This window comes from Mesorhizobium tamadayense (assembly GCF_003863365.1).
Taxonomy (GTDB): Bacteria; Pseudomonadota; Alphaproteobacteria; order Rhizobiales; family Rhizobiaceae; genus Mesorhizobium; species Mesorhizobium tamadayense.
Genome location: NZ_RQXT01000032.1, coordinates 1 through 20,939 on the forward strand (window position 1 = coordinate 1; position 20,939 = coordinate 20,939).

At 64.0% G+C, this 20,939-nt stretch carries 22 protein-coding genes and 1 pseudogene; 3 read left to right on the forward strand and 20 right to left on the reverse strand.

The features are described from left to right. Positions 1-101 precede the first annotated feature (101 nt). Positions 102-1,454, reverse strand: coding sequence for a phosphoglucosamine mutase (gene glmM / locus EH240_RS22830; RefSeq protein ID WP_125002820.1), 1,353 nt, complete (start codon positions 1,452-1,454; stop codon positions 102-104). A 364-nt stretch (positions 1,455-1,818) separates the two neighbouring features. Here glmM and EH240_RS22835 point away from each other — a divergent pair, with 364 nt between their 5' ends. Continuing rightward, positions 1,819-2,679 (forward strand): hypothetical protein, encoded by an 861-nt coding sequence (locus EH240_RS22835; protein WP_125002822.1) that lies wholly within the window; start codon positions 1,819-1,821, stop codon positions 2,677-2,679. A 157-nt stretch (positions 2,680-2,836) separates the two neighbouring features. Here the strand turns inward: EH240_RS22835 and EH240_RS22840 are convergent, their stop codons facing one another. The 3 genes from EH240_RS22840 to EH240_RS22845 all read right to left on the reverse strand — a co-directional run bounded on the left by EH240_RS22840 (position 2,837) and on the right by EH240_RS22845 (position 4,509). After that, positions 2,837-3,412: an imine reductase family protein gene (locus EH240_RS22840; RefSeq protein ID WP_245436303.1), complete on the reverse strand. Its 576-nt coding sequence runs from the start codon at positions 3,410-3,412 to the stop codon at positions 2,837-2,839. A 77-nt stretch (positions 3,413-3,489) separates the two neighbouring features. After that, positions 3,490-3,678, reverse strand: coding sequence for an NAD(P)-binding domain-containing protein (locus EH240_RS39165; RefSeq protein WP_245436305.1), 189 nt, complete (start codon positions 3,676-3,678; stop codon positions 3,490-3,492). Positions 3,679-3,738: 60 nt separating this feature from the next. Then, on the reverse strand, positions 3,739-4,509 hold the full coding sequence (locus tag EH240_RS22845; RefSeq protein ID WP_125002824.1) for an SDR family oxidoreductase: 771 nt from the start codon (positions 4,507-4,509) through the stop codon (positions 3,739-3,741). Between the two features lie 70 nt (positions 4,510-4,579). Here EH240_RS22845 and EH240_RS22850 point away from each other — a divergent pair, with 70 nt between their 5' ends. Beyond that, positions 4,580-5,062 carry a winged helix-turn-helix transcriptional regulator gene (locus EH240_RS22850; protein ID WP_281035149.1) on the forward strand — a complete coding sequence of 161 codons (483 nt, stop codon included), beginning with the start codon at positions 4,580-4,582 and terminating at the stop codon, positions 5,060-5,062. A gap of 53 nt (positions 5,063-5,115) precedes the next feature. On the opposite strand, the gene ftsH is transcribed toward EH240_RS22850, so the two are convergent. The 10 genes from ftsH to ybgC all read right to left on the reverse strand — a co-directional run bounded on the left by ftsH (position 5,116) and on the right by ybgC (position 15,569). After that, positions 5,116-7,050, reverse strand: coding sequence for an ATP-dependent zinc metalloprotease FtsH (ftsH, locus tag EH240_RS22855; RefSeq protein ID WP_125002827.1), 1,935 nt, complete (start codon positions 7,048-7,050; stop codon positions 5,116-5,118). A gap of 105 nt (positions 7,051-7,155) precedes the next feature. Continuing rightward, on the reverse strand, positions 7,156-8,514 hold the full coding sequence (gene tilS / locus EH240_RS22860; protein WP_125002829.1) for a tRNA lysidine(34) synthetase TilS: 1,359 nt from the start codon (positions 8,512-8,514) through the stop codon (positions 7,156-7,158). A 51-nt stretch (positions 8,515-8,565) separates the two neighbouring features. Then, on the reverse strand, positions 8,566-9,702 hold the full coding sequence (ybgF, locus tag EH240_RS22865) for a tol-pal system protein YbgF (RefSeq protein WP_125002831.1): 1,137 nt from the start codon (positions 9,700-9,702) through the stop codon (positions 8,566-8,568). 191 nt (positions 9,703-9,893) lie between these two features. Continuing rightward, positions 9,894-10,400: a peptidoglycan-associated lipoprotein Pal gene (pal, locus tag EH240_RS22870; RefSeq protein WP_125002833.1), complete on the reverse strand. Its 507-nt coding sequence runs from the start codon at positions 10,398-10,400 to the stop codon at positions 9,894-9,896. Positions 10,401-10,655: 255 nt separating this feature from the next. Further along, the gene (locus EH240_RS22875; RefSeq protein WP_125002835.1) at positions 10,656-11,033 is read right to left on the reverse strand and encodes a four helix bundle protein; all 378 of its coding nucleotides are present in this window, start codon (positions 11,031-11,033) and stop codon (positions 10,656-10,658) included. A gap of 46 nt (positions 11,034-11,079) precedes the next feature. Beyond that, positions 11,080-12,360, reverse strand: coding sequence for a Tol-Pal system beta propeller repeat protein TolB (gene tolB, locus EH240_RS22880; protein ID WP_245436313.1), 1,281 nt, complete (start codon positions 12,358-12,360; stop codon positions 11,080-11,082). A 79-nt stretch (positions 12,361-12,439) separates the two neighbouring features. Next, positions 12,440-13,594: a TonB family protein gene (locus EH240_RS22885; RefSeq protein WP_125002839.1), complete on the reverse strand. Its 1,155-nt coding sequence runs from the start codon at positions 13,592-13,594 to the stop codon at positions 12,440-12,442. 8 nt (positions 13,595-13,602) lie between these two features. Beyond that, the gene (tolR, locus tag EH240_RS22890) at positions 13,603-14,064 is read right to left on the reverse strand and encodes a protein TolR (protein ID WP_125002841.1); all 462 of its coding nucleotides are present in this window, start codon (positions 14,062-14,064) and stop codon (positions 13,603-13,605) included. Between the two features lie 9 nt (positions 14,065-14,073). After that, entirely contained in the window at positions 14,074-14,784 is a 711-nt protein-coding gene (tolQ, locus tag EH240_RS22895) for a protein TolQ (protein ID WP_125002843.1), read from the reverse strand. Between the two features lie 311 nt (positions 14,785-15,095). Further along, the gene (gene ybgC / locus EH240_RS22900) at positions 15,096-15,569 is read right to left on the reverse strand and encodes a tol-pal system-associated acyl-CoA thioesterase (protein ID WP_125002845.1); all 474 of its coding nucleotides are present in this window, start codon (positions 15,567-15,569) and stop codon (positions 15,096-15,098) included. A 103-nt stretch (positions 15,570-15,672) separates the two neighbouring features. Here ybgC and EH240_RS22905 point away from each other — a divergent pair. Next, positions 15,673-16,918, forward strand: a pseudogene (locus EH240_RS22905) (glycoside hydrolase family 5 protein). 18 nt (positions 16,919-16,936) lie between these two features. Here EH240_RS22905 and EH240_RS22910 read toward each other — a convergent pair. The 6 genes from EH240_RS22910 to ruvC form a co-directional block, all read right to left on the reverse strand. Further along, a complete protein-coding gene (locus EH240_RS22910) occupies positions 16,937-17,839 on the reverse strand; it encodes a metallophosphoesterase (protein ID WP_125002847.1) in 903 nt (300 codons plus the stop codon). Between the two features lie 131 nt (positions 17,840-17,970). After that, complete coding sequence (gene ruvB, locus EH240_RS22915) at positions 17,971-19,008, reverse strand: Holliday junction branch migration DNA helicase RuvB (RefSeq protein WP_125002849.1); 1,038 nt, start codon at positions 19,006-19,008, stop codon at positions 17,971-17,973. Positions 19,009-19,048: 40 nt separating this feature from the next. After that, positions 19,049-19,669, reverse strand: coding sequence for a Holliday junction branch migration protein RuvA (ruvA, locus tag EH240_RS22920; RefSeq protein ID WP_125002851.1), 621 nt, complete (start codon positions 19,667-19,669; stop codon positions 19,049-19,051). Positions 19,670-19,679: 10 nt separating this feature from the next. Next, the gene (locus EH240_RS22925; RefSeq protein WP_125002853.1) at positions 19,680-20,093 is read right to left on the reverse strand and encodes a type II toxin-antitoxin system VapC family toxin; all 414 of its coding nucleotides are present in this window, start codon (positions 20,091-20,093) and stop codon (positions 19,680-19,682) included. Beyond that, positions 20,071-20,340: an AbrB/MazE/SpoVT family DNA-binding domain-containing protein gene (locus EH240_RS22930; protein ID WP_125002855.1), complete on the reverse strand. Its 270-nt coding sequence runs from the start codon at positions 20,338-20,340 to the stop codon at positions 20,071-20,073. Before EH240_RS22930 ends, EH240_RS22925 begins: the two co-directional genes overlap by 23 nt. A gap of 55 nt (positions 20,341-20,395) precedes the next feature. After that, on the reverse strand, positions 20,396-20,908 hold the full coding sequence (ruvC, locus tag EH240_RS22935) for a crossover junction endodeoxyribonuclease RuvC (protein WP_125002857.1): 513 nt from the start codon (positions 20,906-20,908) through the stop codon (positions 20,396-20,398). Positions 20,909-20,939 lie beyond the last annotated feature (31 nt).

The window sequence follows — 20,939 nt, forward strand, 5'->3', positions numbered from 1 at the left end:
TATACAATTTTAGAGGGTATGCCGTTGTCCGGAACGCTGCCGGCACAAAAAAGCCCGCCGGACTGCGGGCTTCCAAATGCGGCGGGCCGGTTCGCGGCCAATCAAGCGGCGCTGCGGGTTTCCGAGATGATGCCGACGATGTCGTTGACCACGGTCTCGACCAGCTGCGGATCGTCGCCTTCGGCCATGACGCGGATCAGCGGTTCGGTGCCGGAGGGCCGGATGACGAGGCGGCCGGACTTGCCGAGCCGGTTGCGCGCGTTCTCGATCGCCGCCTTGACCAGCGCCTCCTCCAACGGCTTGCCGCCGGAGATGCGGACATTCTTCAGAAGCTGCGGCACCGGCTCGAACTTTTTCGACAGCTCGCTGACCGGCCGGTTCTGCCGCTTGATGCAGGCCAGCACCTGCAGCGCCGAAACCAGCCCATCGCCGGTGGTCGAGAAATCGGACAGCACGATATGGCCGGACTGCTCGCCGCCGACATTGAGGCCGTGCGCGCGCATGTGCTCGACGACATAACGGTCGCCGACCTTGGTGCGGTGCAGCTGCAGCTTCATGTCGCCGAGGAAACGCTCGAGGCCGAGATTGGACATCACCGTGGAGACGACGCCGCCGCCGGCCAGCCGTCCGTTCTGGTGCCAGGACTCGGCGATCAGCGCCATGATCTGGTCGCCGTCGACGATGGCGCCGTTCTCGTCGACGATGACGACGCGGTCGGCGTCGCCGTCGAGCGCGATGCCGATGTCGGCGCGCACCTCGTGCACCTTCTTCTGCAGGCCGGCCGGATGGGTCGAGCCGCACTCCTTGTTGATGTTGAAGCCGTTCGGCTCGACATTGATGGCGACCACTTCGGCGCCCAACTCCCACAGCGCCTCCGGCGCCACCTTGTAGGAGGCGCCGTTCGCGCAGTCGACGACGATCCTCAAGCCGGAAAGCGACATCGAGCGCGGTAGCGTGCGCTTGGCGAATTCGATGTAGCGGTCGTGGACGCCGTCGACGCGCTTGGCGCGGCCCAGCCCGTCGGAATCGGCAAGCGCAAGCTCGATGTCCTTGTCGAGCATGCCTTCGATACGCTCCTCGATCTCATCGGAGAGCTTGTAGCCGTCGGGACCGAACAGCTTGATGCCGTTGTCGTAGTAGGGGTTGTGCGAGGCCGAGATCATCACGCCGATATCGGCGCGCAGCGAGCGCACCAGCATGGCGACCGCCGGCGTCGGAATCGGTCCGAGCAGGAACACGTCCATGCCGGCGGCGCAAAGGCCCGACACCATCGCGTTCTCGATCATGTAGCCGGAAAGCCGCGTGTCCTTGCCGAGCACGACTCGGTGCCGGTGATTGCCGCGCTGGAAAGAAAGCCCGGCGGCCATCCCCACCCGCATGGCGACCTCGGCCGTCATCGGAAACTTGTTGGCGCGTCCGCGGATGCCGTCGGTGCCGAAATACTGCCCTGCCATGCTTGCTAAAGTCCCCGTCGGTTTTCAGCCGCCCGTATTGCCACAATTGGGCCGCATCCGATCATCACATTTCGTGATTGTATATTACCATTCCTTAGAAAATCATTGTCGCGGGCGGGTCAAGTGATTCGACAGCCTACCACGAGCCCCCACTGCAGCGGCAATATACCAGCCGGAGCGAGCTTTTCTGCCCAACGTCGCCTGGCAAGACCTTGCTCGCGCAACCGACCGCAAGCAATTCATCATCTTATCGGGACGAGCACACTTTGTTACGGCATCCGCCCCGGAAGCATCTGGCGCAATCCGAAGTTGAGAGCTATTGATTTGGTATAGGGACCTGGCGGCAGCAAGGGAGAAAAACGCCATGCTTATTCATAGACTTGCAACATTGACGGGCCTAGCCGTCGCAGCCTTTTTCGTGGCGGCGCCGGCCAACGCGCTGACCATGGCCGAGTGTAGCACCAAGTACAACGCGGCCAAGGATGCCGGAACGCTCAACGGCCAGACCTGGAACCAGTTCCGCAAGGCCCAGTGCGGCAGCGATGCCGCCGCGACCGACACGAAGGCCACGACCGACACGAAGGCGGCGACCGACACCAAGGCGGCTGACACCAAGCCAGCCAAGAAGGCCAAGGAGACGACCGCCGCGGCAACAGCCGACAGCTCGGCCAAGGGCCTGACCGCCAAGGAATGCAGCGCCAAGTACCAGGCCGCGAAGGCCGCCGGCACGCTGAACGGCATGAAGTGGAACGACTTCCGCAAGACCGAATGCGCGGCCGGCGCCACCGCGGCAGCGACCGAGACCAAACCTGCCACCAAGACGTCGACCGCTGCGGCCGACGGCGGCAAGGGCCTGAGCATGGCCGAATGCAGCACCAAGTACCAGGCGGCCAAGACCGCCAACAAGCTGAACGGCATGAAGTGGAACGACTTCCGCAAGGCCGAATGCGGTGCTGCCGCAGCCGATGACGACACCGTGCCGGCTCCGACGGAGGCGACTTTCACGAAGGAACCGGCGAAGCCGACGGTGACCGCTCCGAAGGGCGTGACCTTCCCGACCGCCATCTCGCCGAAATTTGCCACCGAAACCCCGGCCAAGGGCCGCATGCATACCTGCCTCGAGCAGTACTATGCCAACAAGGACGCCAATACTCTGAACGGCCTGAAGTGGATCCAGAAGGGCGGCGGCTTCTACAGCCTCTGCAACGCCAAGCTGAAGAGCTGATCGGCAGCAGGACCCAAAACAAAGCCCGCGAACCGCAAGGTTCGCGGGCTTTTTGCCGAGCTATGCATATCGGTTTTGGGCGAACGACATGCGTCGAAAGAGCGACCTAAAGCGCGTCGCATGAATCCGTTTCGAGACGACGCGCTTTAGATCAGCCTCAGTTGCCTTGCTTTGAGAACTGCAGGAGCGCGACCAGGCTTGAAAGATCGGCGTCGGCTTTGCCGGTAGCCACCCCGCGTTTCATGAGGCTTTGCATCGGCAAAACGAGTTCAGTGCTGATATCGGCCGCCCTGCTGGCGTCGACCAGATTGACATAGGCATCAGCCTGCATGCCCAGGTTGGAAACGACATTGCTGGTGTGATCGCCACTGTCGACCTGCTCCGCCCATTTGGGCAACCCGCCTTGCATGGCCTGAAGCCATGACATCAGCAGCGGCATGAATTCCCCGGCCGGGATTCCAGCCGTGCCGGTCAACGCCAGCGCCTGCAGGACACCAGCGAACAGCCCATACATTCCGGCCAGAAGCGAGATATCGTAGAGCGGCGCGAGACCCGCATCCTCGCCAAGATATCTGCTGGTGCCGAGCGCATCGAGCAGCCCCGAATGGGCGTCGAATGCTTGCCTTGGGCCGCTGTAAAGGATCAAGGCATGCTGCCCGCCGATCATCGGCGGCACCGCCATGATGCCACTATCGATATAGTGGGCGTCGTATTTGGTGGCCCAGACGGACATCGCCCTTGCCTGCTCAGGTGTACCGTTGGTGAGATTGACAAATGTGCGACCCGACAGCGCTTCCCGTGCCGGATCAATCACCTCATGGACAGTGTCATAGACAAGAAGGCACGCACGATCAGAGGGCTCGATCTGACGGCTTCCTCTACGCTCGCGGCCACGATGGCCCCCTTTCCCGCCAAAGCTTCCGATTTTGCCGGTGAACGGTTCCACACCGTCACCGCATGTCCCTTGTTGAGAAGGGCTTCGGCGAGCGCCGTGCCCATGGCGCCGAGGCCAATTACCGTGATATCTCATCCTGCTTCTCCTTTGTTCGCTTGCGGGGGTCACGCTGGCACCGGGCTCAGATCCTGGCCAAGGCCGCCATCGACGGTCAGCCGCGCGCCCGTGGTGAAGGTCGCGTCGAGCGCCAGGAACAGCACCGCGCGCGCCACCTCCTCGACCGTGCCGTGACGCTTCATCGGTGTGACGGCATCGCCTATCCTCATGAAGGCGGCCCGCTCTTCGGCGGAAGCACCGGCCACACCCATGGTCGGCGTATCGATGAAACCGGGGCTGACCACATTCACGCGGATCCGGCGTGGCAGAAGCTCGGCGGCCAGCACCTTGGCGAAAGCGCGAAGTGCCGCCTTTGATCCGGAATAGACGCTCATGCCAGCGGTGCCGGATTCGTCGGCAACTGACGAGGTGAAGATAATGGCGCCGCCATCCCTGATCAGCGGCAGCAGGCGCTGCGCGGTGAAGAAGGCGCCTTTCGCATTGATGTTGAAGGCGTAGTCGTAACTGTCCTCGGTGACACGCTCCACCGGTTGGAGATTGGCGACGCCGGCATTGATGTGAAGGAAATCGATCTGGCCGAGCTTCTGTCCCACTTCCGCCCCGAGCGTGACGATATCGGCCATGTCGCTGATGTCGGACTGCACGACATGAGCCCGAGAAAACAGCTTCGCGCGGACGGCGTCGACATTGCGCTGGTCGCGTCCGGTGACCAGGACTTCGGCGCCGCCGTCGGCCAGGGCTTCGGCGACGGCAAGTCCCATGCCGTGCGTCCCGCCGATCACCACGGCCTTCTTGTTTGTGATCGTGTCATGATCCATCCTCTTTCGACAAAATCCGGCCGCCGACGGCCTTTGCAGGCCGAAGCGAAAATACCGATATGATGTTGTGGTGTTCGCCGGTATTGGCGATCAGGTCCGAAGCTATGGACCGGCTTGGTTTTTCTCAAGTACCGACAAAAATGTAAGCTACCCACCGATTGCTCAGAATTGGATGAAACATGGGAAAGAACAGCCAGATAGTTGCGGACTAGGGCCGGCGCTTGAGGTGATCGGCGGCAAATGGAAAGCATTGCTGCTCTGGCAGGTACACAAGGCGCCGGCGCGATTCGGCGAACTGAAGCGGCTGGTGCCGGACATCAGCGAAAAGATGCTTATCCAGCAGTTGCGCGAGATGGAGGCCGACGGCATCATCAATCGCGAAGCCTTCCCCGAAGTACCGCCGAGGGTCGAATACTCGATCACCGAATTCGGCATCGAGCTGGACAATGCGCTGATCCCGCTCGTCAGATGGGGCAAGCAACACGCCGGCCGGACCGACGGCCAGCGCCCGGGTAAGGCAGGCGCCCACACCGTTGTGACCAACGCCGGATAGCAAAACGCCGCGGGGTTGAAGCCGCGGCGTTTCCTTCAAATCAGTGGCACTTGCTAGCTCGACGGCTGCGGCTCCAAGCCGCCTTCGGGCTCGGGGCCCTTCTTGCGGCGGCCGCCGGTGCCGGCCTTCGGCACGGCCGAGCCGCGGCTAGGCGGCGTGTCGTCACCGAGATCGCGGGCGGGCTTGTGGCCGGCGATCAGCTGCTTGATCTCCTCGCCGGTCAGCGTCTCGTATTCGAGCAACCCTTCGGCCAGCGCGATCCAGTCCTTCTTCTTCTTGGTGAGCACCGACTTCGCCGTCGAATAGGCTTCGTCGATCAGCCGGCGCACCTCGGCGTCGATGATCTGCGCCGTCTCTTCCGAGATGTTCTGCTGGCGCGCCACCGAATGACCGAGGAAGACCTCTTCCTGGTTGTCGCCGTAGGCGACATGGCCGAGCTTGTCGGAGAAGCCCCAGCGCGTGACCATGGCGCGCGCCAGCTTGGTCGCCTGCTCGATGTCGGAGGAAGCGCCGGAGGTGATGTTCTCCTTGCCGAACTTGAACTCCTCGGCGACGCGGCCGCCCATCATGATCGCCAGCCGCGAGATCATGTATTTGTAGCTCATCGAATAGCGGTCGCCTTCCGGCAGCTGCATGACCATGCCGAGCGCGCGGCCGCGCGGAATGATGGTCGCCTTGTGCAGCGGGTCGGCCGTCGGGACGTTGAGCGCCAGGATGGCGTGGCCGGCCTCGTGATAGGCGGTCAGCTCCTTCTCGGCCTGCGTCATCGCCGACGAGCGGCGCTCGGCGCCCATCATGATCTTGTCCTTGGCGTCCTCGAACTCCGCCATGGTGACGAGCCGCTTGTTGCGGCGCGCCGCCATCAGCGCGGATTCATTGACGAGGTTCATCAGGTCGGCGCCGGAGAAGCCGGGCGTGCCGCGCGCGATGACCTTGAGGTCGACATTGGGCGCCAGCGGAACGTTGCGCACATGCACCTTGAGGATCTTCTCGCGGCCGACGATGTCGGGGTTCGGCACCACGACCTGGCGGTCGAAGCGGCCGGGTCGGAGCAGCGCCGGGTCGAGCACGTCGGGCCGATTGGTGGCGGCGATCAGGATGATGCTTTCGTTGGACTCGAAGCCGTCCATCTCGACCAAGAGCTGGTTCAGCGTCTGCTCGCGCTCGTCATTGCCGCCGCCGAGGCCGGCGCCGCGATGACGGCCGACCGCGTCGATTTCGTCAATGAAGATGATGCAAGGCGCGTTCTTCTTGGCTTGGTCGAACATGTCGCGCACGCGGCTGGCGCCGACGCCGACGAACATCTCGACGAAGTCCGAACCGGAGATGGTGAAGAACGGCACGTTGGCTTCCCCGGCGACGGAACGGGCGAGCAGCGTCTTGCCGGTTCCGGGCGGGCCGACGAGCAGCACGCCGCGCGGGATCTTGCCGCCGAGGCGCTGGAATTTCTGCGGGTCGCGCAGGAACTCGACGATCTCCTCGAGGTCCTCCTTGGCCTCGTCGACGCCGGCAACGTCCTGGAAGGTGACGCGGCCATGCGCCTCGGTCAGCAGCTTCGCCTTCGACTTACCGAAACCCATGGCGCGGCCGGAGCCGGACTGCATCTGGCGCATGAAGAAGATCCACACACCGAGGATCAGGATCATCGGCAGCCACGAGATCAGATAGCCGAACAGCGAGTTGGAACCGTCGGATTCAGGCCGCGCATTGATCGTGACGTTCTTGTCCTGCAGCCTCGAGACCAGAGAGGGATCGCCGGGCGAATAGGTCTGGAAGCCGTTGGCGTTGTCGGTGTAATTGCCCGAGATGCGGGCGCCGGCGATGGTCACGCTCTTGACCCGGCCGGACGCGACATCCTGCAGGAACTGCGAATAGGCAATCTCGCTGGAGGCGCCGCGCGTCTGCGGCGTCTGGAAAAGATTGAACAGGGCGATGAGCAGGACCGCTATGATCGCCCAGAGCGCGAGGTTGCGATAATTCGGATTCATCTATTGTCCTGTTGGCGTCCGCGCGCGGACCCACGATGATGGAGGAAGCTTGAGCCTAACATAGGGAGAGCGCCTCCCCTTGCCAAGCATAACAGCATGCGTCGGTTAAGCTTTCGCCCATCCTCCGCCGCGATCATGGCCGCGAAAAGGCGATGGCGGCAGCGGCGGCGCGCCGATCAGCGCGGCCACCGCTGCCGCGGGCTTGAGATCGAAGGACGGCAGGAAGCGGGCGAAAGGCGACACCACCGGGACGATTGCCGCTGCCGGCGCCGCAGCGCCGCCGCCAGCAAAATCAAGGCATTCGCCGCCGCGCCACAGCGCTGGTTCAGCGGCCAGCGCCATGCGCAGCACGCTTGCCGGAACGCCGCCTTCCGGGGCAAATCGCTTGGCGGCGGCACCCATTGGCGCGATCACCAACCCGTCCGGTCTGTCGCTCAATGTGATGCGGCGCCGACCGTCCCAAAGGGCCCGGTTCTCCGCCGGAACGGCGGGCAGGTTGCGGGCCTCGCGATAAAGGAAGATGCCGGTCCGGCGCGTATCGACCACGGTCCGCGACAATGTGGCGCAAAGCGTCCCGGACCGCAGACGCTCGAACAGCGCCCGGCAGCGCGCTTCATCGACGAGGAACGAGACGCCGCCGACCGTGGCAAGCAGGATGCGCAGCGCATAGAGCGCCGCTTCGCTGTCCTCATTGGCGAAATCGCGATCGAGACGGATGAGCCCCGAAGCCGGCCTGCTGGCAAAGGCGCCGATCACCGCGGCCGCGCGGCTGCCGAGTTCCTCGCGTTCGGCGGCCGCCTGCCCGGCCTTGGCGATTGCCTGCGCGAAGCGCGCCTCGCCGTCGCCGCCCGCAAGCGAGATGCGCATGCGCGGCCGCTCGAAACGCCGGTTGGTATTGGTCGGGTCCTCGATCCAGCCGATGCCGCGGCGCTTCAGCATCTCGCGCAATGCCGCGCGGCGCGTGCCGAGCAGCGGCCGGGCGATCCATGTGCGCCAGTCGTAGAGCATGGCGGGCGCCATGCCGGCGAGGCCGCGGCCGCCGTCGCGCGCTTGCCGCATCAGCACGGTCTCTGCCTGGTCGTCGGCGGTGTGGCCGGTCAGGACCAGGCAGATGCCTTCCGCTTCGGCCGCCTCGGCCAGCAGCCGGTAGCGTGCCTCACGCGCGGCGGCCGGCAGGCCGGTCGACGGCTTGCGGCCGGACCAGATGAGCGTGCGGTGCGCGATCCCGTGCTCGGCGCAGAGCCGGGCCACGGCTTGCGCTTCGGCTGCCGACCCTGGTCTGAGCTCATGATCGATGGTCACCGCAAGCAGCCTTGCCGCGGGCAGGGTTCGGTCGAGATGGTGCTTGAGGAGAAGGAGAAGGGCGGTCGAGTCGCTGCCGCCGGACACGGCTGCAATGGCGCCGTTGGAAAAGTCGAAGTCTGAAAAAAGGCGGTCCGAAAGGTCAGGCCCGGTGTCGAGCATCAGCGCATGTAGCCCAAAAGCGGTCCCGGTTTCGGGACAACGACATGCAGGCTAGCACGATGCCAGCGCCTTTTCCTGCTTGATGCGTTCCTTCAACGCGCCGGAAACATCCGGATAGCGCTTGCCGATCTCGCTGAAGGTGGCGCAGGCCACGTCGTTCTGCTTGAGGCCGACCAGCGAAACGCCGAGCTTCAACAGCATGTCGGGCGCCTTCTTGGCCTTCGGGTATTCCTTGCTGGCGGCCAGGAAGGTCTCAGCCGCATCACGGTATTTCTGCTGGCCAAGCAGGGATTCGCCCAGCCAGTAATGCGCATCCGCCGCCTTGGCGTCCTTGGGGAAGCGCGAGATATGGTCGCGGAAACCCTGCTCGGCGGTGGGATAGTCGCCCGACAGGATGAACTGGTAGGAGTTGCGGTAAAGCTCGTCCGGATCGTTGGTCGAGGGCAGCGAAGCCATGACCGTACCGCCGGACTTGCTCTTGTCGCTCTTGGCGCCGGTCTCGGCGGAAGGCGCGGTTGCCGTGGCCGCGGGAGCTTGCGCCTGCGAGCCCGCCTGCGGGTTGGGTTCGGCATTGACGACATTGCCGTTCTTGTCGACCGTGATGGTGCCGAAGGTCTTCGGCGGCGCGCCGGTGATCAGCTTGCCCGGGTCGCCGGTCTGCGATTCGACGATGACGTCGCCGACGCTCTTGCCGCCGCCGTCCTGCGCACCCGTGCCGGCCGGAGCTTGCGTCGCCGGAGCATCGGCGACGCTGGTGTCGGTGCCCGCGTCGCCCAAATTCGTATTGCCGTTCCTGGTGTTGCCGTCCTGCGGCGCGGCCTCGGATTTTTTCTGCTCGGCGGGCTTGGCGCCCTGCGAGCCGCCTTCGAGCTGCTGGAAGCGGAACTCGTTGTCTTCCTGCTGCTTGCGCATCTGCTCCTGCATCTGCAGGATCTGGAAATTGAGCTCCTCGATCTTGCCGTTCATCTGGCGCAGCTGGTCTTCCAGACCGGTGATGCCGGCGCCGTCCTGCTGCGCCATTTGAGCCTGCTCAGTCTTCTTCTTGTCGCCGAAGATGCCGAGCGTCGGCAGATGGAAGGTGAACCCGCTGTCCGAGGATTGCCCGCCGTCCGCCGGGGCTGCGATGCCTGCGATGCTTGATACGAGCAGCAGCGCAAGCGTGCCGCTCAGGACCGTTCTGAAATGCATTATGTCTCTCGCCGTGAAATCTGTTGGCCTGATGCGCCTTTCCAAATCGGAATGGGAGGAAGCGCCCTCGCGCTCATAACAGGACGCGAGACTTCGGCCAAATTTTGTTTCAGGCCGTCGCATACGAAAAAGGCGGCCCTGAGGCCGCCTTTCGTTTCGCATATGTTGTATTTTTGCCGCCCGACGGAGCCTCAGGAGCCGGCGCCGGAGAGCGTGGTGACGGCGCGGCGGTTCTGCGACCAGCACGAGATATCGTCGCAGACAGCGACCGGACGTTCCTTGCCGTAGGAAATCGTCTTCAGGCGATTGCCTGCGACGCCCTTGGAAACCAGGAAGTCGCGGGTGGCGGCGGCGCGGCGGGCGCCCAGCGCCAGATTGTATTCGCGCGTGCCGCGCTCGTCGGCATGGCCCTCGATGACGATGGCATACTGCCTGTACTGGTTGAGCCACTGCGCCTGGCGGGCGAGCGTGGTCTGTGCGTCGGCGCGGATCGACGAGGAGTCGGTATCGAAGAAGATGCGGTCGCCGATATTGACGGTGAAATCCTGCGCCGAACCTGGCGTGGCGGCGCCGGCGCCGTTGAGGCCGAGATCGGCCGCGCTGTTCGGGGTCTTCTTCGAGGCGCAACCGGTGATGGCAAGCGCTGCCACCAACGCGATCACCGCCGGATTTCTGGTAAGTGCTGCGATACGGCCCATTGCCGCCCTCTCCTTCGTATTCGAGTGATTTCGTTGATCACCCAGTAACCACGTTTGGGTTAACCGGCATTCAAGAAACACGGTTAATTTTTCGTTTCGAGCCGCCGTCCTCGGCCCTTTTTTGTCGGGTCCAAGATGTGCGCGAACCGTAGGCGGAAATGCGGCTAAAACATGAAAAAGGGGGAATTGGGGAGTTGGGGAACTGAGGAACTGAGGAACTGAGGAACTGAGGAACTGAGGAACTGAGGAAAGAAATTAGGTCAGCTTCTCTCTGAGATTCACAAGCATCCCATGGACTTGGAGATAGGATTGCCGCCACTCGTCGAGTTGGCCCTGCGTGATGTATCGAAGGTCGAACGCGTAGGATATCCACGTTTCCACTTCACTGCATGACCCCATCGTCATCGAAACGAAGCGAGCAAATTCAGCTTTGGAGTGGCTCTGTTTGGCAAATCCCTCAGCCAGATTGGCGCAGATCGCTTTACTTGAGCGACGCAATTGATCGGCTAGCGCGTATTGCTCAATTTTCGGGAAAGCAAGCGTGGCTCTATGCACCTCAAGAGAAACTGCGTAGGCGCGCTTGTAGACCTCCAAGTCCCTCGCGCGCTCAACGAAGCGCCCCGGCTTCTCCATTTTCTTCAGTTCCTCAGTTCCTCAGTTCTTCAATTCCCCAATTCCCTCACTCCAGCAGCGGCGACCAGGCCGGATCCGAGGCGAAATTTGCCGTCGGGATCTGCTGTTCGTTGCGGCCGGTGAGATCGACCGAAACCAATTTCGGTCCGCCGGCCGAGTCGCGGAAGAACATCAGCACGCGGCCGTTCGGCGCCCAGGTCGGTCCCTCCTGCTGGAAGCCGGAGGAAAGGATGCGCTCGCTCGAGCCGTCGGTCTTCATGACGCCGATCTGGAACTCGCCGCCGGACTGCTTGGTGAAGGCGATGAGGTCGCCGCGCGGCGACCATACCGGCGTGGAATAAACGCCGTCGCCGAACGAGATGCGGTGCGGGTTGGAGCCGTCCGCGCCCATGACATAGATCTGCGAACGGCCGCTGCCGCCGCCGCGGTCGGAGGTGAAGACGATCTGCGAGCCGTCCGGCGAATAGGACGGCGAGGTATCGATGGCGACCGAATTGGTGAGCCGCGTGGTGGTGCGGCTTCTCAGATCCATGGCGAAGATGTTGGAGTTGCCGTCGTCGCGCAGCAGGCTCATGATCACCTTCTGGCCGTCGGGCGAGAAGCGCGGCGCGAACGTCATGCCGGGAAAGTTGCCGACCAGCTCGCGCTGCCCGGTCTCGATCTGCAGCAGGTAGACCTTCGGCTGCCCGCTCTCATAGGACATGTAGGTGATTTCCTGCCGGTTCGGCGAGAAGCGCGGCGTCAGCACGATGGCGCGGCCGTCCGAGAGATAGCGCACGTTGGCACCGTCCTGGTCCATGATGGCGAGACGCTTCTTGCGCGCGTTCTTGGCGCCGGATTCGTCGACGAAGACAACGCGCGTGTCGAAATAGCCTTTCTCACCGGTCAGCCGCTCATAGATGGCGTCGGCGATGATGTGGGCGAGGCGGCGGGTGTTGGCGTCGTTGGCGAAGAACTGCTCGCCCGCCATCTGCTGGCCGGCAAAAGTGTCCCACAACCGGTACTGGGCGCGGATGCGGCCGTCGGCCTCCTTGCCGACGCTGCCGGTGACCAGCGCTTGCGCGTTGATTACCTTCCAGTCGTCGAAGCGCGGCGTGGCATCCGGGCCCGAGATCTTCTCGATGAAGGCGCTCTTGTCGATCGGCGCGAACAGGCCGGAGCGCTTAAGGTCGGCGGTGACGATCTCCGTGATCTGCGCGCCGAGCGCGTCGCCGGACTGGAAATCCGTGATGGCGATCGGCAGCGGCTCGACATTGCCCTTGTTGACGTTGAGCTCGACGAGCGCCCAGGCCGGCAAGGTGGCGCCGGCTGTCATGCCCAGGGCCATGGCTGCAATCGTCAGGAGCGGCTTGAGGAAAGATCTCATGTCTTCTCGCTTTTCTTCTTTGATGGCTCAGACGCCCGGCCTAGAGGCCGAGCATCTCCCTTGGATCGAAGGTGACCCGGATGTCGTTCCAGATATCCTGCTTCCCGGCGGGAACCTGCAGGCCGGCCACGTCGCATTTTTGAACCGCGCGCACGGCGCTTTCGTCGAACTGCCGGTTGCCGCTCGACTGCTCGACCGACGGGCGGCCGTCGAGCTTGCCGTTGGTATCGAGGTTGAACCGGACCACGACGACGAAGTTCTCCGAACCTTCCAATCCGACAGGCAACGTCCAGCAGCCGCCGAGCTGAGCTTCCAGCGCGCCCTGCTCGGACTTGGAAAGCTTCTGGCCCTGGTCCTTCTCGCCGCCGAGCGACGACTGTTGCGTCGAGCGCTTGGCGCCGCCGCCGGAAGGCTTCTGCTTGTCGAGCAACGCTGAAATCTCATCGGCGTTGAACTGCTTGTCATCCGACTTCGGCTTCGAGGACGCCTCCTTGACCGGCTTTTCCGCGTCCTTGCGTTCCGGCGCCTTGGCGCTTTCGGCGGGAGCGGGCTGCGGCTTTGGCCGCGCCTCGGGTGCTGGAGCTGAGTCCGGAAGCTTGGCCTCGTCGGTCGGCTGTTCCTTGGCGATCGCCTCGGCGACGGCGTCAGGCTTCACCTCTTCCTTCTGGATAGCGGCGGTCGTGTCCTTCGGCGGCGCGGGAGTGGGCTCCTTGGCCGGTGTCGGCTTGGGGTCCGTCTGCTTGACCGGCTCGGGCTTGACCTCTTCCTTCGGCGCCGGGGTCGGCGCGACTTCAGTCGCGGGCACCGGCTTCGGCTTCTCCTGCGGCTTCGGCACGTCTTCGGCGGCCGGCTTCTCGGTCGGCGTCGGCGCCGGCGGTGGCGCGGATGTCTTCTCGACCGGCTTCGGCTTGGCCTCGTCGGTTACAGGTTTCTCGGTGTCGACGCTGTTCTCGCCGACCTTCTGCGCATCGGGAACGACATCGGGGCGCTTGGTCGGCAGCGGTGCCGGCTTCTCATGCATAACCGCTTTCTTGTCGCCCTGCAGCGTCTGCGCGATGGCCTCCATCGGCACGATGTCGACCGCCACCGACTCCACGTCGGCGGCCGGCATGGCAGGCGGTGAGGACAGCGTGAACAGCCCGAAGGCTAGCGCCACCGCGTGCAAGATCACCGATGTGGTGAGTCCCGTCCTCATCTTCGTGTCTACTGGTCCTGTTCCTGCAGCGAGACCAGGCCGATGTTCTTGTAGCCGGCTGCCGAAACGCGAGCCATGACCTTCATCGCTGTGCCGTAGTCCGTCGACTTGTCGCCGCGGATGAAGATGCGCTCGTCGTAGCCTGTCTTCGAGATCGCCTGCAGCTTCGCCACCAATTCATCGATCGGAATCTCGGTTTCCTGCAGATAGATCTGGCCGGTCGCATTGATCGACACAGTGATCGGCTGCGTATCGGCGTTCATCGGCTTGGCTTGCGTGTCCGGCAGGTCGATCGGCACGCCAACCGTCAACAGCGGTGCCGCGACCATGAAGATGATCAACAGCACCAGCATCACGTCGACCATCGGCGTGACGTTGATTTCCGACATCAGGCTATGGTGACGGCCGCGCCGTCTGTGGCCGCGTCCGCCCCGCCCTATGCCACCTGCGCTTGCAGCAGACATACCCATGATCGTTCCTCAGGCCTTCTGTGCGACTTTTTCATCGATTTGGCGCGAGAGTATGGCGGAGAACTCATCCGCAAACCCTTCCATGCGCACAGCGAGCTTGTTCGCATCCGATGACAGCTTATTGTAGGCGATGACGGCGGGAATGGCCGCGAGCAGGCCGATGGCCGTCGCCAGCAGCGCCTCGGCGATGCCCGGCGCCACGACCGACAGGCTGGTGTTCTTCGAGGCGGCGATCGCCTGGAAGGAGGTCATGATGCCGATGACGGTGCCGAACAGGCCGATGAAGGGCGCGGCCGAGCCGGTCGTGGCGAGGAAGCCGAGGCGGCCCTCCAGCCGTTCCATCTCGCGGGTCAGCGCCAAATCCATCGCCTTGTCGATGCGGGTCTGCAGCGCCAGCGGCGACTTCGCCCCTTTCTCGAAACTCTTCTTCCATTCGCGCATGGCGGCGACGAAGATCGCGCCCATGCCGGTGGTCTTGCGGTCGGCGAGCGTCCGGTAGAGGTCCTCGAGCGACTGTCCGGACCAGAACACCTGCTCGAAGCGGTTGAGCGCGAGCCGCATGCGGCTATAGGCGACGAGCTTGTCGATTATGATCGCCCAGGTCCAGATCGAGGCGCAGAGCAAGCCGATCATGACCAGCTTGACCACCCAGCCGGCCTGCATGAACAAGGCCCATATCGACAAATGCGCGCCCGGGTCGGCGAGTGCGATGTTTTCCATGACTACGTCCTTAAGATTTTCCGGGCATCGCTGGCGGCTGGCCCATGGGCATCCCTTTAGTCCGATCGCGCGAAGGTTGAAGCTTGCGGGACAAGCCCCGAATGCACCGGTTCGCGGCCTTTTCAGGGCAAATGTTGGTGAAAGGAAGGCGCACGAATTGCGCCAATCTTCACCAATTCCTTCATGAACCGTTATGGTTAAGGATGGGTTAGGATATGAAGCGCGGCGCATTGCCGCGCCCCGGCAGTCCGCTGCCGGGCTTGGATCGGTTGGTCAACGGCTCCAGAAGCATCGCGCTGCGACCGTCGGGCTCAACGGCGACCCGTCGGTATAAAGGCAGCGATCCATTCCTTGGGAAAACGTCTTGGCCGGCCGTTCTCGCCGATGATCGCCGCCTCGACCTTCGCCTCGACCAGCACTTCGCCGCCGCGCGTCAATTGCTGCGCCATGAAGATGCGGGCGCCCGAAATGTCCTCGGTGCGCGTGTCGATGGTCAGGATATCGTCCATGCGGGCAGGCGAACGGAAGTCGATCTCCATGCGCCGCACCACCCAGACGATGCGCTCGCCATGCCTGCCCTCGGCAAGCTCGGTGTGATGCACGCCGGCAAGCCGCAGATAATCCGAGCGCCCGCGCTCGAGGAATTCGAGATAGCGCGCATGGTAGACGACGCCGGAGAAGTCGGTGTCGGCATAGTAGACCCGGGCCTTCAGGCGATGGCCGAATTCCGTCAGCGCGCCGGAAAGCCCGGCGTCGAGCGCCGCCGATTCACCATGATCGTCCATCGCGCTTTCCTTTTCAGGCTCGAACGGGCACCTGTTCGTTCGCGCGCCCTCGCCTCCGAACCGATGCACGATCTCGGGCGGTGCGCGCGTGGCGCGGAACCGGATGGCACTGTTGGGCGCGATGATCAAGACCTTGATGGCGATGCTGCTGGCGCTTGTCGCCCTGGCGTTGCCCGCCGGGGCGGCGACGTTCTCGATGAAGCGCGGCCTCAATCTCGACCAGTGGACGACCTGGACCGGCGAGGAGAAGTGGAACGACCCGAAGGCCATCCTGCCCTATCCGGAATGGCGCCAATTCCTGAAAGAGGATGACCTCAAGGCGCTGAAGGAGGCCGGCTTCGACTTCCTGCGCATGCCGGTCGATCCCTCGCTTTCCTGTCCGGTGAGACGCTTTGGTTGCGCGACGACCTCTACGCCAGCGTGCTGGACTCGGCGCGCATGATCAACCGCGCCGGGCTGAAAGTGGTTGTCGACCTGCATCTCATCCCGGCCGGCAGCCGCAAGATCGGCATGCGCGAGGTGATGGACGACCCGGCCACCTTCGACGCCTATATCGAGGTCGTACGCAAGATGGCGCACACGCTGTCGGAAGAAGACGCTGGCCAGGTTGCTTTCGAGCTGATGAACGAGCCGATCGTCGATTGCGACGAGACCGGCACGAACCTGTGGCCGGACCGCCAGAAGAAATTGTTCGCGGCGGCGCGGTCTTCCGCCACCAGGCTGACGCTCGTCCTCACCGGCGGCTGCTATTCGAACGCGGCTTCGCTGGCGAAGATCGATCCGAGGGCGATTCCCGACGACAACATCCTCTGGGCCTTCCACTCCTACGATCCCTTCCTTTTGACGCATCAGGGCGCGACCTGGGCCGGCGACTTCATCCGCTATGTCACCGGCCTGCCCTATCCGCTGACCGCGGTGCCGCGCGCCCGGCTCGATGTGGCGCTGGAGATGATCCGCGACAGGATCGAGGCCGAGGCGCCGTGGACGCGCCGCAGCGGCATGCTTGCCTATCTCGACGAGCAGGTCGCCGGCATGGACACCCCCGACAAGCTCGTCGGCGTGATGGATGCGCCTTTCAAGACCGTCGAGGACTGGCGAAAGCCAACGGCATCAAGCCGCAGAACATCACACTCGGCGAGTTCGGCATGATCCGCCAGGAATACGGCAACGCCTATGTGATGCCCGCGGAATACCGCGCCGCCTATGTCAGGGACATGATGGCGCGCGCCGAGGCGCATGGCTTCTCCTGGTCGGTTTGGGGCTATGGCGGCGCCTTCGGCATCGTCGACGCCTTCGATGGCGCCAAGGCCGAGCCCAATGTGATGGACGCGATCAGGTCACTTCACTGAGCCCTTCCCGAAGGAAAACTACCCGAGATCGATCTGCAGGATCTCCGGCGGCATGCCGAAACGCACCGGCATGATGCTGAAGCCGAGTCCGCCGGACACGATCAGGTTGCGGTCGTTCTCGACGATATGGCCGTAGGCGAAGCGGTTGCCGAAGTCGGACGGCACGACTGGCGAATAGCCGAACAGCCGCACTTGTCCGCCATGGGTGTGGCCGGACAGCGTCAGCGATACCCGCCACGGGACTTTCGGGAAGATATCCGGCTCATGCGCGAGCAGGATGATGGGCGCGCCATCGCTGATCTTGGCGAGCGTGCCGTCGAGATCATCCAAGCCCTTGAAACCGTGGCGACCCAAGGCTTTGCTCGGCCGGATTGCCAGTTGATCCGCAAGTCCGGCAATCCAGAAGCCTTGACCGTCCTTCTCCAGCCGCACGGCGTCGTTTTCCAGCACCGGGATGCCGACGCTCTCCAGAGCCTTGCGCGCGACTGTCGGCCCGGCTCCTGTCACCTGGGCGGCATAATCGTGCCACCAGTCGTGATTGCCGAGAATCGAGAGCACGCCGAGCGGCGCCCTCAGCCCTGAAAGGGCGGACGCCCAATCCGGTGCGGACACGTCGGCCGTCACCAGCCGCATGCCGGCGATATAGTCGCCAAGCAGAACCACGAGATCCGGCTGCAAGGCATTGGCCCGCTCGACGAGCGAAGCGATGTGCTCGGCTGTCATCCAGGGCTTGCAGGCGTGGATGTCGGCAAGCGCCACGACGCGGAGCTTGAGTCCGGCCGGCCAGTGCGGCGGCGTCAGGGTATAGCGCTTCACATGCGTCAGAAGCATCGGCTCGATACCGACCGCATAGGCGCTGAGCGACACCATCGACAGGAACGAGCCGCCGATGAGGCGCAGGAAGCCACGTCTGGTGATCATCGGTCAGCCCCGCGCCCCTGGGGTTGCATCAAGCTTGCCTTAGAGGCCGCAATTGTGCCCTCACCTTGGCGGAGCAAAGGAGATTTTGCGCAGGAAAGCCCCTCCAAGTGCGTCCGACGAACAAATGTCCGTTACTCTTCCTGGAACAGACTGATCTGCTGCTGCGCGAGGTCCTTCGGCGCTTCGAGGCCGAGATGCCGCCAGGCGTTGGCGGTCAGCACGCGCCCGCGCGGCGTGCGCTGGATGAAGCCCTGCTGGATGAGATAGGGCTCGATGATGTCCTCGATGGCGTCGCGTGGTTCCGACAGACCCGCGGCGATCGTCTCGATGCCGACCGGCCCGCCGCCGAAGTTGCGGGCGATCATCGACAGGTACCGGCGGTCGAGCGCGTCGAGCCCGAGCCCGTCGACCTCGAGCCTGGTCAGCGCTTCGTCGGCGATGCGCTTGTCGACATGGCCGTCGCCTGCGACGGAGGCGAAATCGCGCACCCGGCGCAAGAGCCGGCCGGCGATGCGCGGGGTGCCGCGGGCGCGGCGCGCGATCTCCAGCGCGCCATCGTCGCCGAGCGGCATCGAGAGGATGCGTGCGCCGCGGCGCACGATCTGCTCCAGTTCCTCGACCGTGTAGAAATTGAGCCTGACCGGAATGCCGAAACGGTCGCGCAGCGGGTTGGTCAGAAGCCCGAGCCGGGTTGTTGCGGCAACCAGCGTGAAGCGGGCGAGATCGATCTTGACCGAGCGCGCCGCCGGACCTTCGCCGATGATCAGGTCGAGCTGGAAATCCTCCATCGCCGGATAGAGAATTTCCTCCACCGCCGGATTGAGCCGGTGGATCTCGTCGATGAAGAGCACGTCGCGATCCTCGAGATTGGTGAGCAGCGCCGCCAGATCCCCGGCCTTGGCGATGACCGGACCCGAGGTCGAGCGGAAATTGACGCCGAGCTCGCGCGCCATGATCTGCGCCAGTGTCGTCTTGCCGAGCCCCGGCGGGCCGACGAACAGCACATGGTCGAGCGCCTCGCCGCGGCTCTTGGCGGCGTCGACGAAGACCTTGAGGTTGGCGCGCACGGCCGCCTGGCCGACGAACTCATCCAGCGACTGCGGCCGCAAGGTTTGGTCGGCATCCTCGCCGCGCTTGTCGGGAGCAATGAGGCGAGGCGAAAGGCTCATGCGGCGTTCCTCGCATACGCCAAGGGGCAGGACAAGCGTCTCACCGCGCCAGTTCCTTCAATCCGAAGCGGATCAGCTTCGACGCGTCCGCCCCTTCGCCGGCCGACTTAAGCGCCGCCGAAACCGCGTTGGCGGCGATGTCGCGCGAATAGCCGAGATTGACCAGCGCCGATACGGCATCGGCGATCGGTGCAGGCGCCACGCCCTCGCCGAGCTCTTGCCTGAGGCCGATCGTGCCGTTGCCGGCGCCGGCATAGGCCGGAGCCTTGGTGCGCAATTCGGTGACGATGCGCTCGGCCACTTTCTTGCCGACGCCCGGCGCGCGGGAAACCATGGCGATGTCGCGCAACGCGATCGCATTGGCGAGGTCGGCCGGCGCCAGCGTCGACAGCACCGCCAGCGCCACCTTGGCGCCGACGCCCTGCACATTGCTCATCAAAAGGCGGAACCATTCGCGCTCCAACGCCGACTGGAAACCATAGAGCCGGATCATGTCCTCGCGCACATAGGTCTCGATGAACAGCACCACCGCCTCGCCGGGCGCCGGCAGCGATGCCAATGTGCGTGCCGAGCAATGGGCGACGTAGCCGACGCCGTGCACGTCGACCAGGCAGGAGTCCTCATCGATCTCGTCAAGTGTTCCCTTGAGCTTGCCGATCATGTCGTGGCTTTCATGTTTCCGGAAAGATGATTTCGAGATCGGGAAAATAGCTGCGGTAACGAGCGGGGTCGCGTGTCAGGAGACGGTGCCCGGCAACGGCCGCATGAGCGCCAATGAAAAAGTCGGGCAGCGTCCTTTCCCGAACGCCGCCGGCGCGACGGTAGCGGGAATGCGCGACACCGGCCGCGAACGCCGCTTCCCACGGCACCAGCTCGCGGTCGATCTCAAGCATGTCGGTCGCTCTTTTAAGCTGTGCCTCTGTCGCGATCAGCGGGGCAAGTTCGGACCAGACAATCGTGTTGACCACCAACGCGCCTTCGCGCCGGCAGGAGGCGATGGCGTTGGCCGACCATTCCGTCGCGGGTCCGCCCGGCCCCCAGACGTCTATCAGCACATTCGTGTCAACCAACGTCGAGATCTTCACGCGGGCCCCTCAACCATTGCATGTACTCGTCAGTCGTCATGCCGCCCAGATCCAGCGTCCCCTTCATTTTATCGAGGACTTCCCTGAATTTGCGGGAGGCTTCCTCCTCGGAAAGGTTTTCGTTGACGGCGACGAGCCAGGCGCCCTCGTCGGTCGCCACGAACTCTACCTCCGAGCCCGGCCCGATACCCAGGTGATCCCTGATCGGCTTGGGGATCGTGACTTGTCCCTTGGTGGTCACGCGCATGGTAATACCTCACAAGTATTACTTATCGTACCGACGAGAACAAGTCAAGAACACGCTAGCCGGCCAGCGCCGCCATCCGGTAAGCGACGCTTTGGCGGTGATGCGCATGACATATGGCGATGGCCAGCGCGTCGGCGGCATCGTCGGTGTCGAACACCGCCTTCGGCATCAGCACTTTGACCATCATGTGGATCTGCTTCTTCTCCCCATGGCCGACGCCGATCACCGCTTTCTTGACCGCGTTGGGGGCATATTCGGCGACCACGAGCCCGGCGCGCGCCGGCACCAGCATGGCGATGCCGCGTGCCTGGCCGAGCTTCAGCGTCGCCGTCGCATCCTTGTTCACGAAGGTCTGCTCGACCGCGGCCTCCTGAGGCATGGCCTGATGCAGCACCTCGGCCAGCCCGTCATGCAATTGGCAGAGCCTTGTTGCGAGCGGCGCCTTGTCGTCGGAGCGCACGGTGCCGGATGCGACGAAGCGCAGCGAGTTGCCGAGGCTCTCGACAATGCCCCAGCCGGTGCGCCTAAGGCCCGGATCGATGCCGATGATGCGAATCGCTTCCCCCATGCGCCAAGTCTAGCTGTGGCGCATTGGGATG

Excerpts from the sequence above, each read along its gene's own strand:
- glmM (WP_125002820.1), bottom strand. The coding sequence starts at position 1,454 with ATGGCAGGGCAGTATTTCGGCACCGACGGCATCCGCGGACGCGCCAAC.
- EH240_RS22835 (WP_125002822.1), top strand. The coding sequence starts at position 1,819 with ATGCTTATTCATAGACTTGCAACATTGACGGGCCTAGCCGTCGCAGCC.
- EH240_RS22840 (WP_245436303.1), bottom strand. The coding sequence starts at position 3,412 with ATGTCCGTCTGGGCCACCAAATACGACGCCCACTATATCGATAGTGGC.
- EH240_RS39165 (WP_245436305.1), bottom strand. The coding sequence starts at position 3,678 with ATGGGCACGGCGCTCGCCGAAGCCCTTCTCAACAAGGGACATGCGGTG.
- EH240_RS22845 (WP_125002824.1), bottom strand. The coding sequence starts at position 4,509 with ATGGATCATGACACGATCACAAACAAGAAGGCCGTGGTGATCGGCGGG.
- ftsH (WP_125002827.1), bottom strand. The coding sequence starts at position 7,050 with ATGAATCCGAATTATCGCAACCTCGCGCTCTGGGCGATCATAGCGGTC.
- tilS (WP_125002829.1), bottom strand. The coding sequence starts at position 8,514 with ATGCTCGACACCGGGCCTGACCTTTCGGACCGCCTTTTTTCAGACTTC.
- ybgF (WP_125002831.1), bottom strand. The coding sequence starts at position 9,702 with ATGCATTTCAGAACGGTCCTGAGCGGCACGCTTGCGCTGCTGCTCGTA.
- pal (WP_125002833.1), bottom strand. The coding sequence starts at position 10,400 with ATGGGCCGTATCGCAGCACTTACCAGAAATCCGGCGGTGATCGCGTTG.
- EH240_RS22875 (WP_125002835.1), bottom strand. The coding sequence starts at position 11,033 with ATGGAGAAGCCGGGGCGCTTCGTTGAGCGCGCGAGGGACTTGGAGGTC.
- tolB (WP_245436313.1), bottom strand. The coding sequence starts at position 12,360 with ATGGCCCTGGGCATGACAGCCGGCGCCACCTTGCCGGCCTGGGCGCTC.
- EH240_RS22885 (WP_125002839.1), bottom strand. The coding sequence starts at position 13,594 with ATGAGGACGGGACTCACCACATCGGTGATCTTGCACGCGGTGGCGCTA.
- tolR (WP_125002841.1), bottom strand. The coding sequence starts at position 14,064 with ATGGGTATGTCTGCTGCAAGCGCAGGTGGCATAGGGCGGGGCGGACGC.
- tolQ (WP_125002843.1), bottom strand. The coding sequence starts at position 14,784 with ATGGAAAACATCGCACTCGCCGACCCGGGCGCGCATTTGTCGATATGG.
- ybgC (WP_125002845.1), bottom strand. The coding sequence starts at position 15,569 with ATGGACGATCATGGTGAATCGGCGGCGCTCGACGCCGGGCTTTCCGGC.
- EH240_RS22910 (WP_125002847.1), bottom strand. The coding sequence starts at position 17,839 with ATGATCACCAGACGTGGCTTCCTGCGCCTCATCGGCGGCTCGTTCCTG.
- ruvB (WP_125002849.1), bottom strand. The coding sequence starts at position 19,008 with ATGAGCCTTTCGCCTCGCCTCATTGCTCCCGACAAGCGCGGCGAGGAT.
- ruvA (WP_125002851.1), bottom strand. The coding sequence starts at position 19,669 with ATGATCGGCAAGCTCAAGGGAACACTTGACGAGATCGATGAGGACTCC.
- EH240_RS22930 (WP_125002855.1), bottom strand. The coding sequence starts at position 20,340 with ATGCGCGTGACCACCAAGGGACAAGTCACGATCCCCAAGCCGATCAGG.
- ruvC (WP_125002857.1), bottom strand. The coding sequence starts at position 20,908 with ATGGGGGAAGCGATTCGCATCATCGGCATCGATCCGGGCCTTAGGCGC.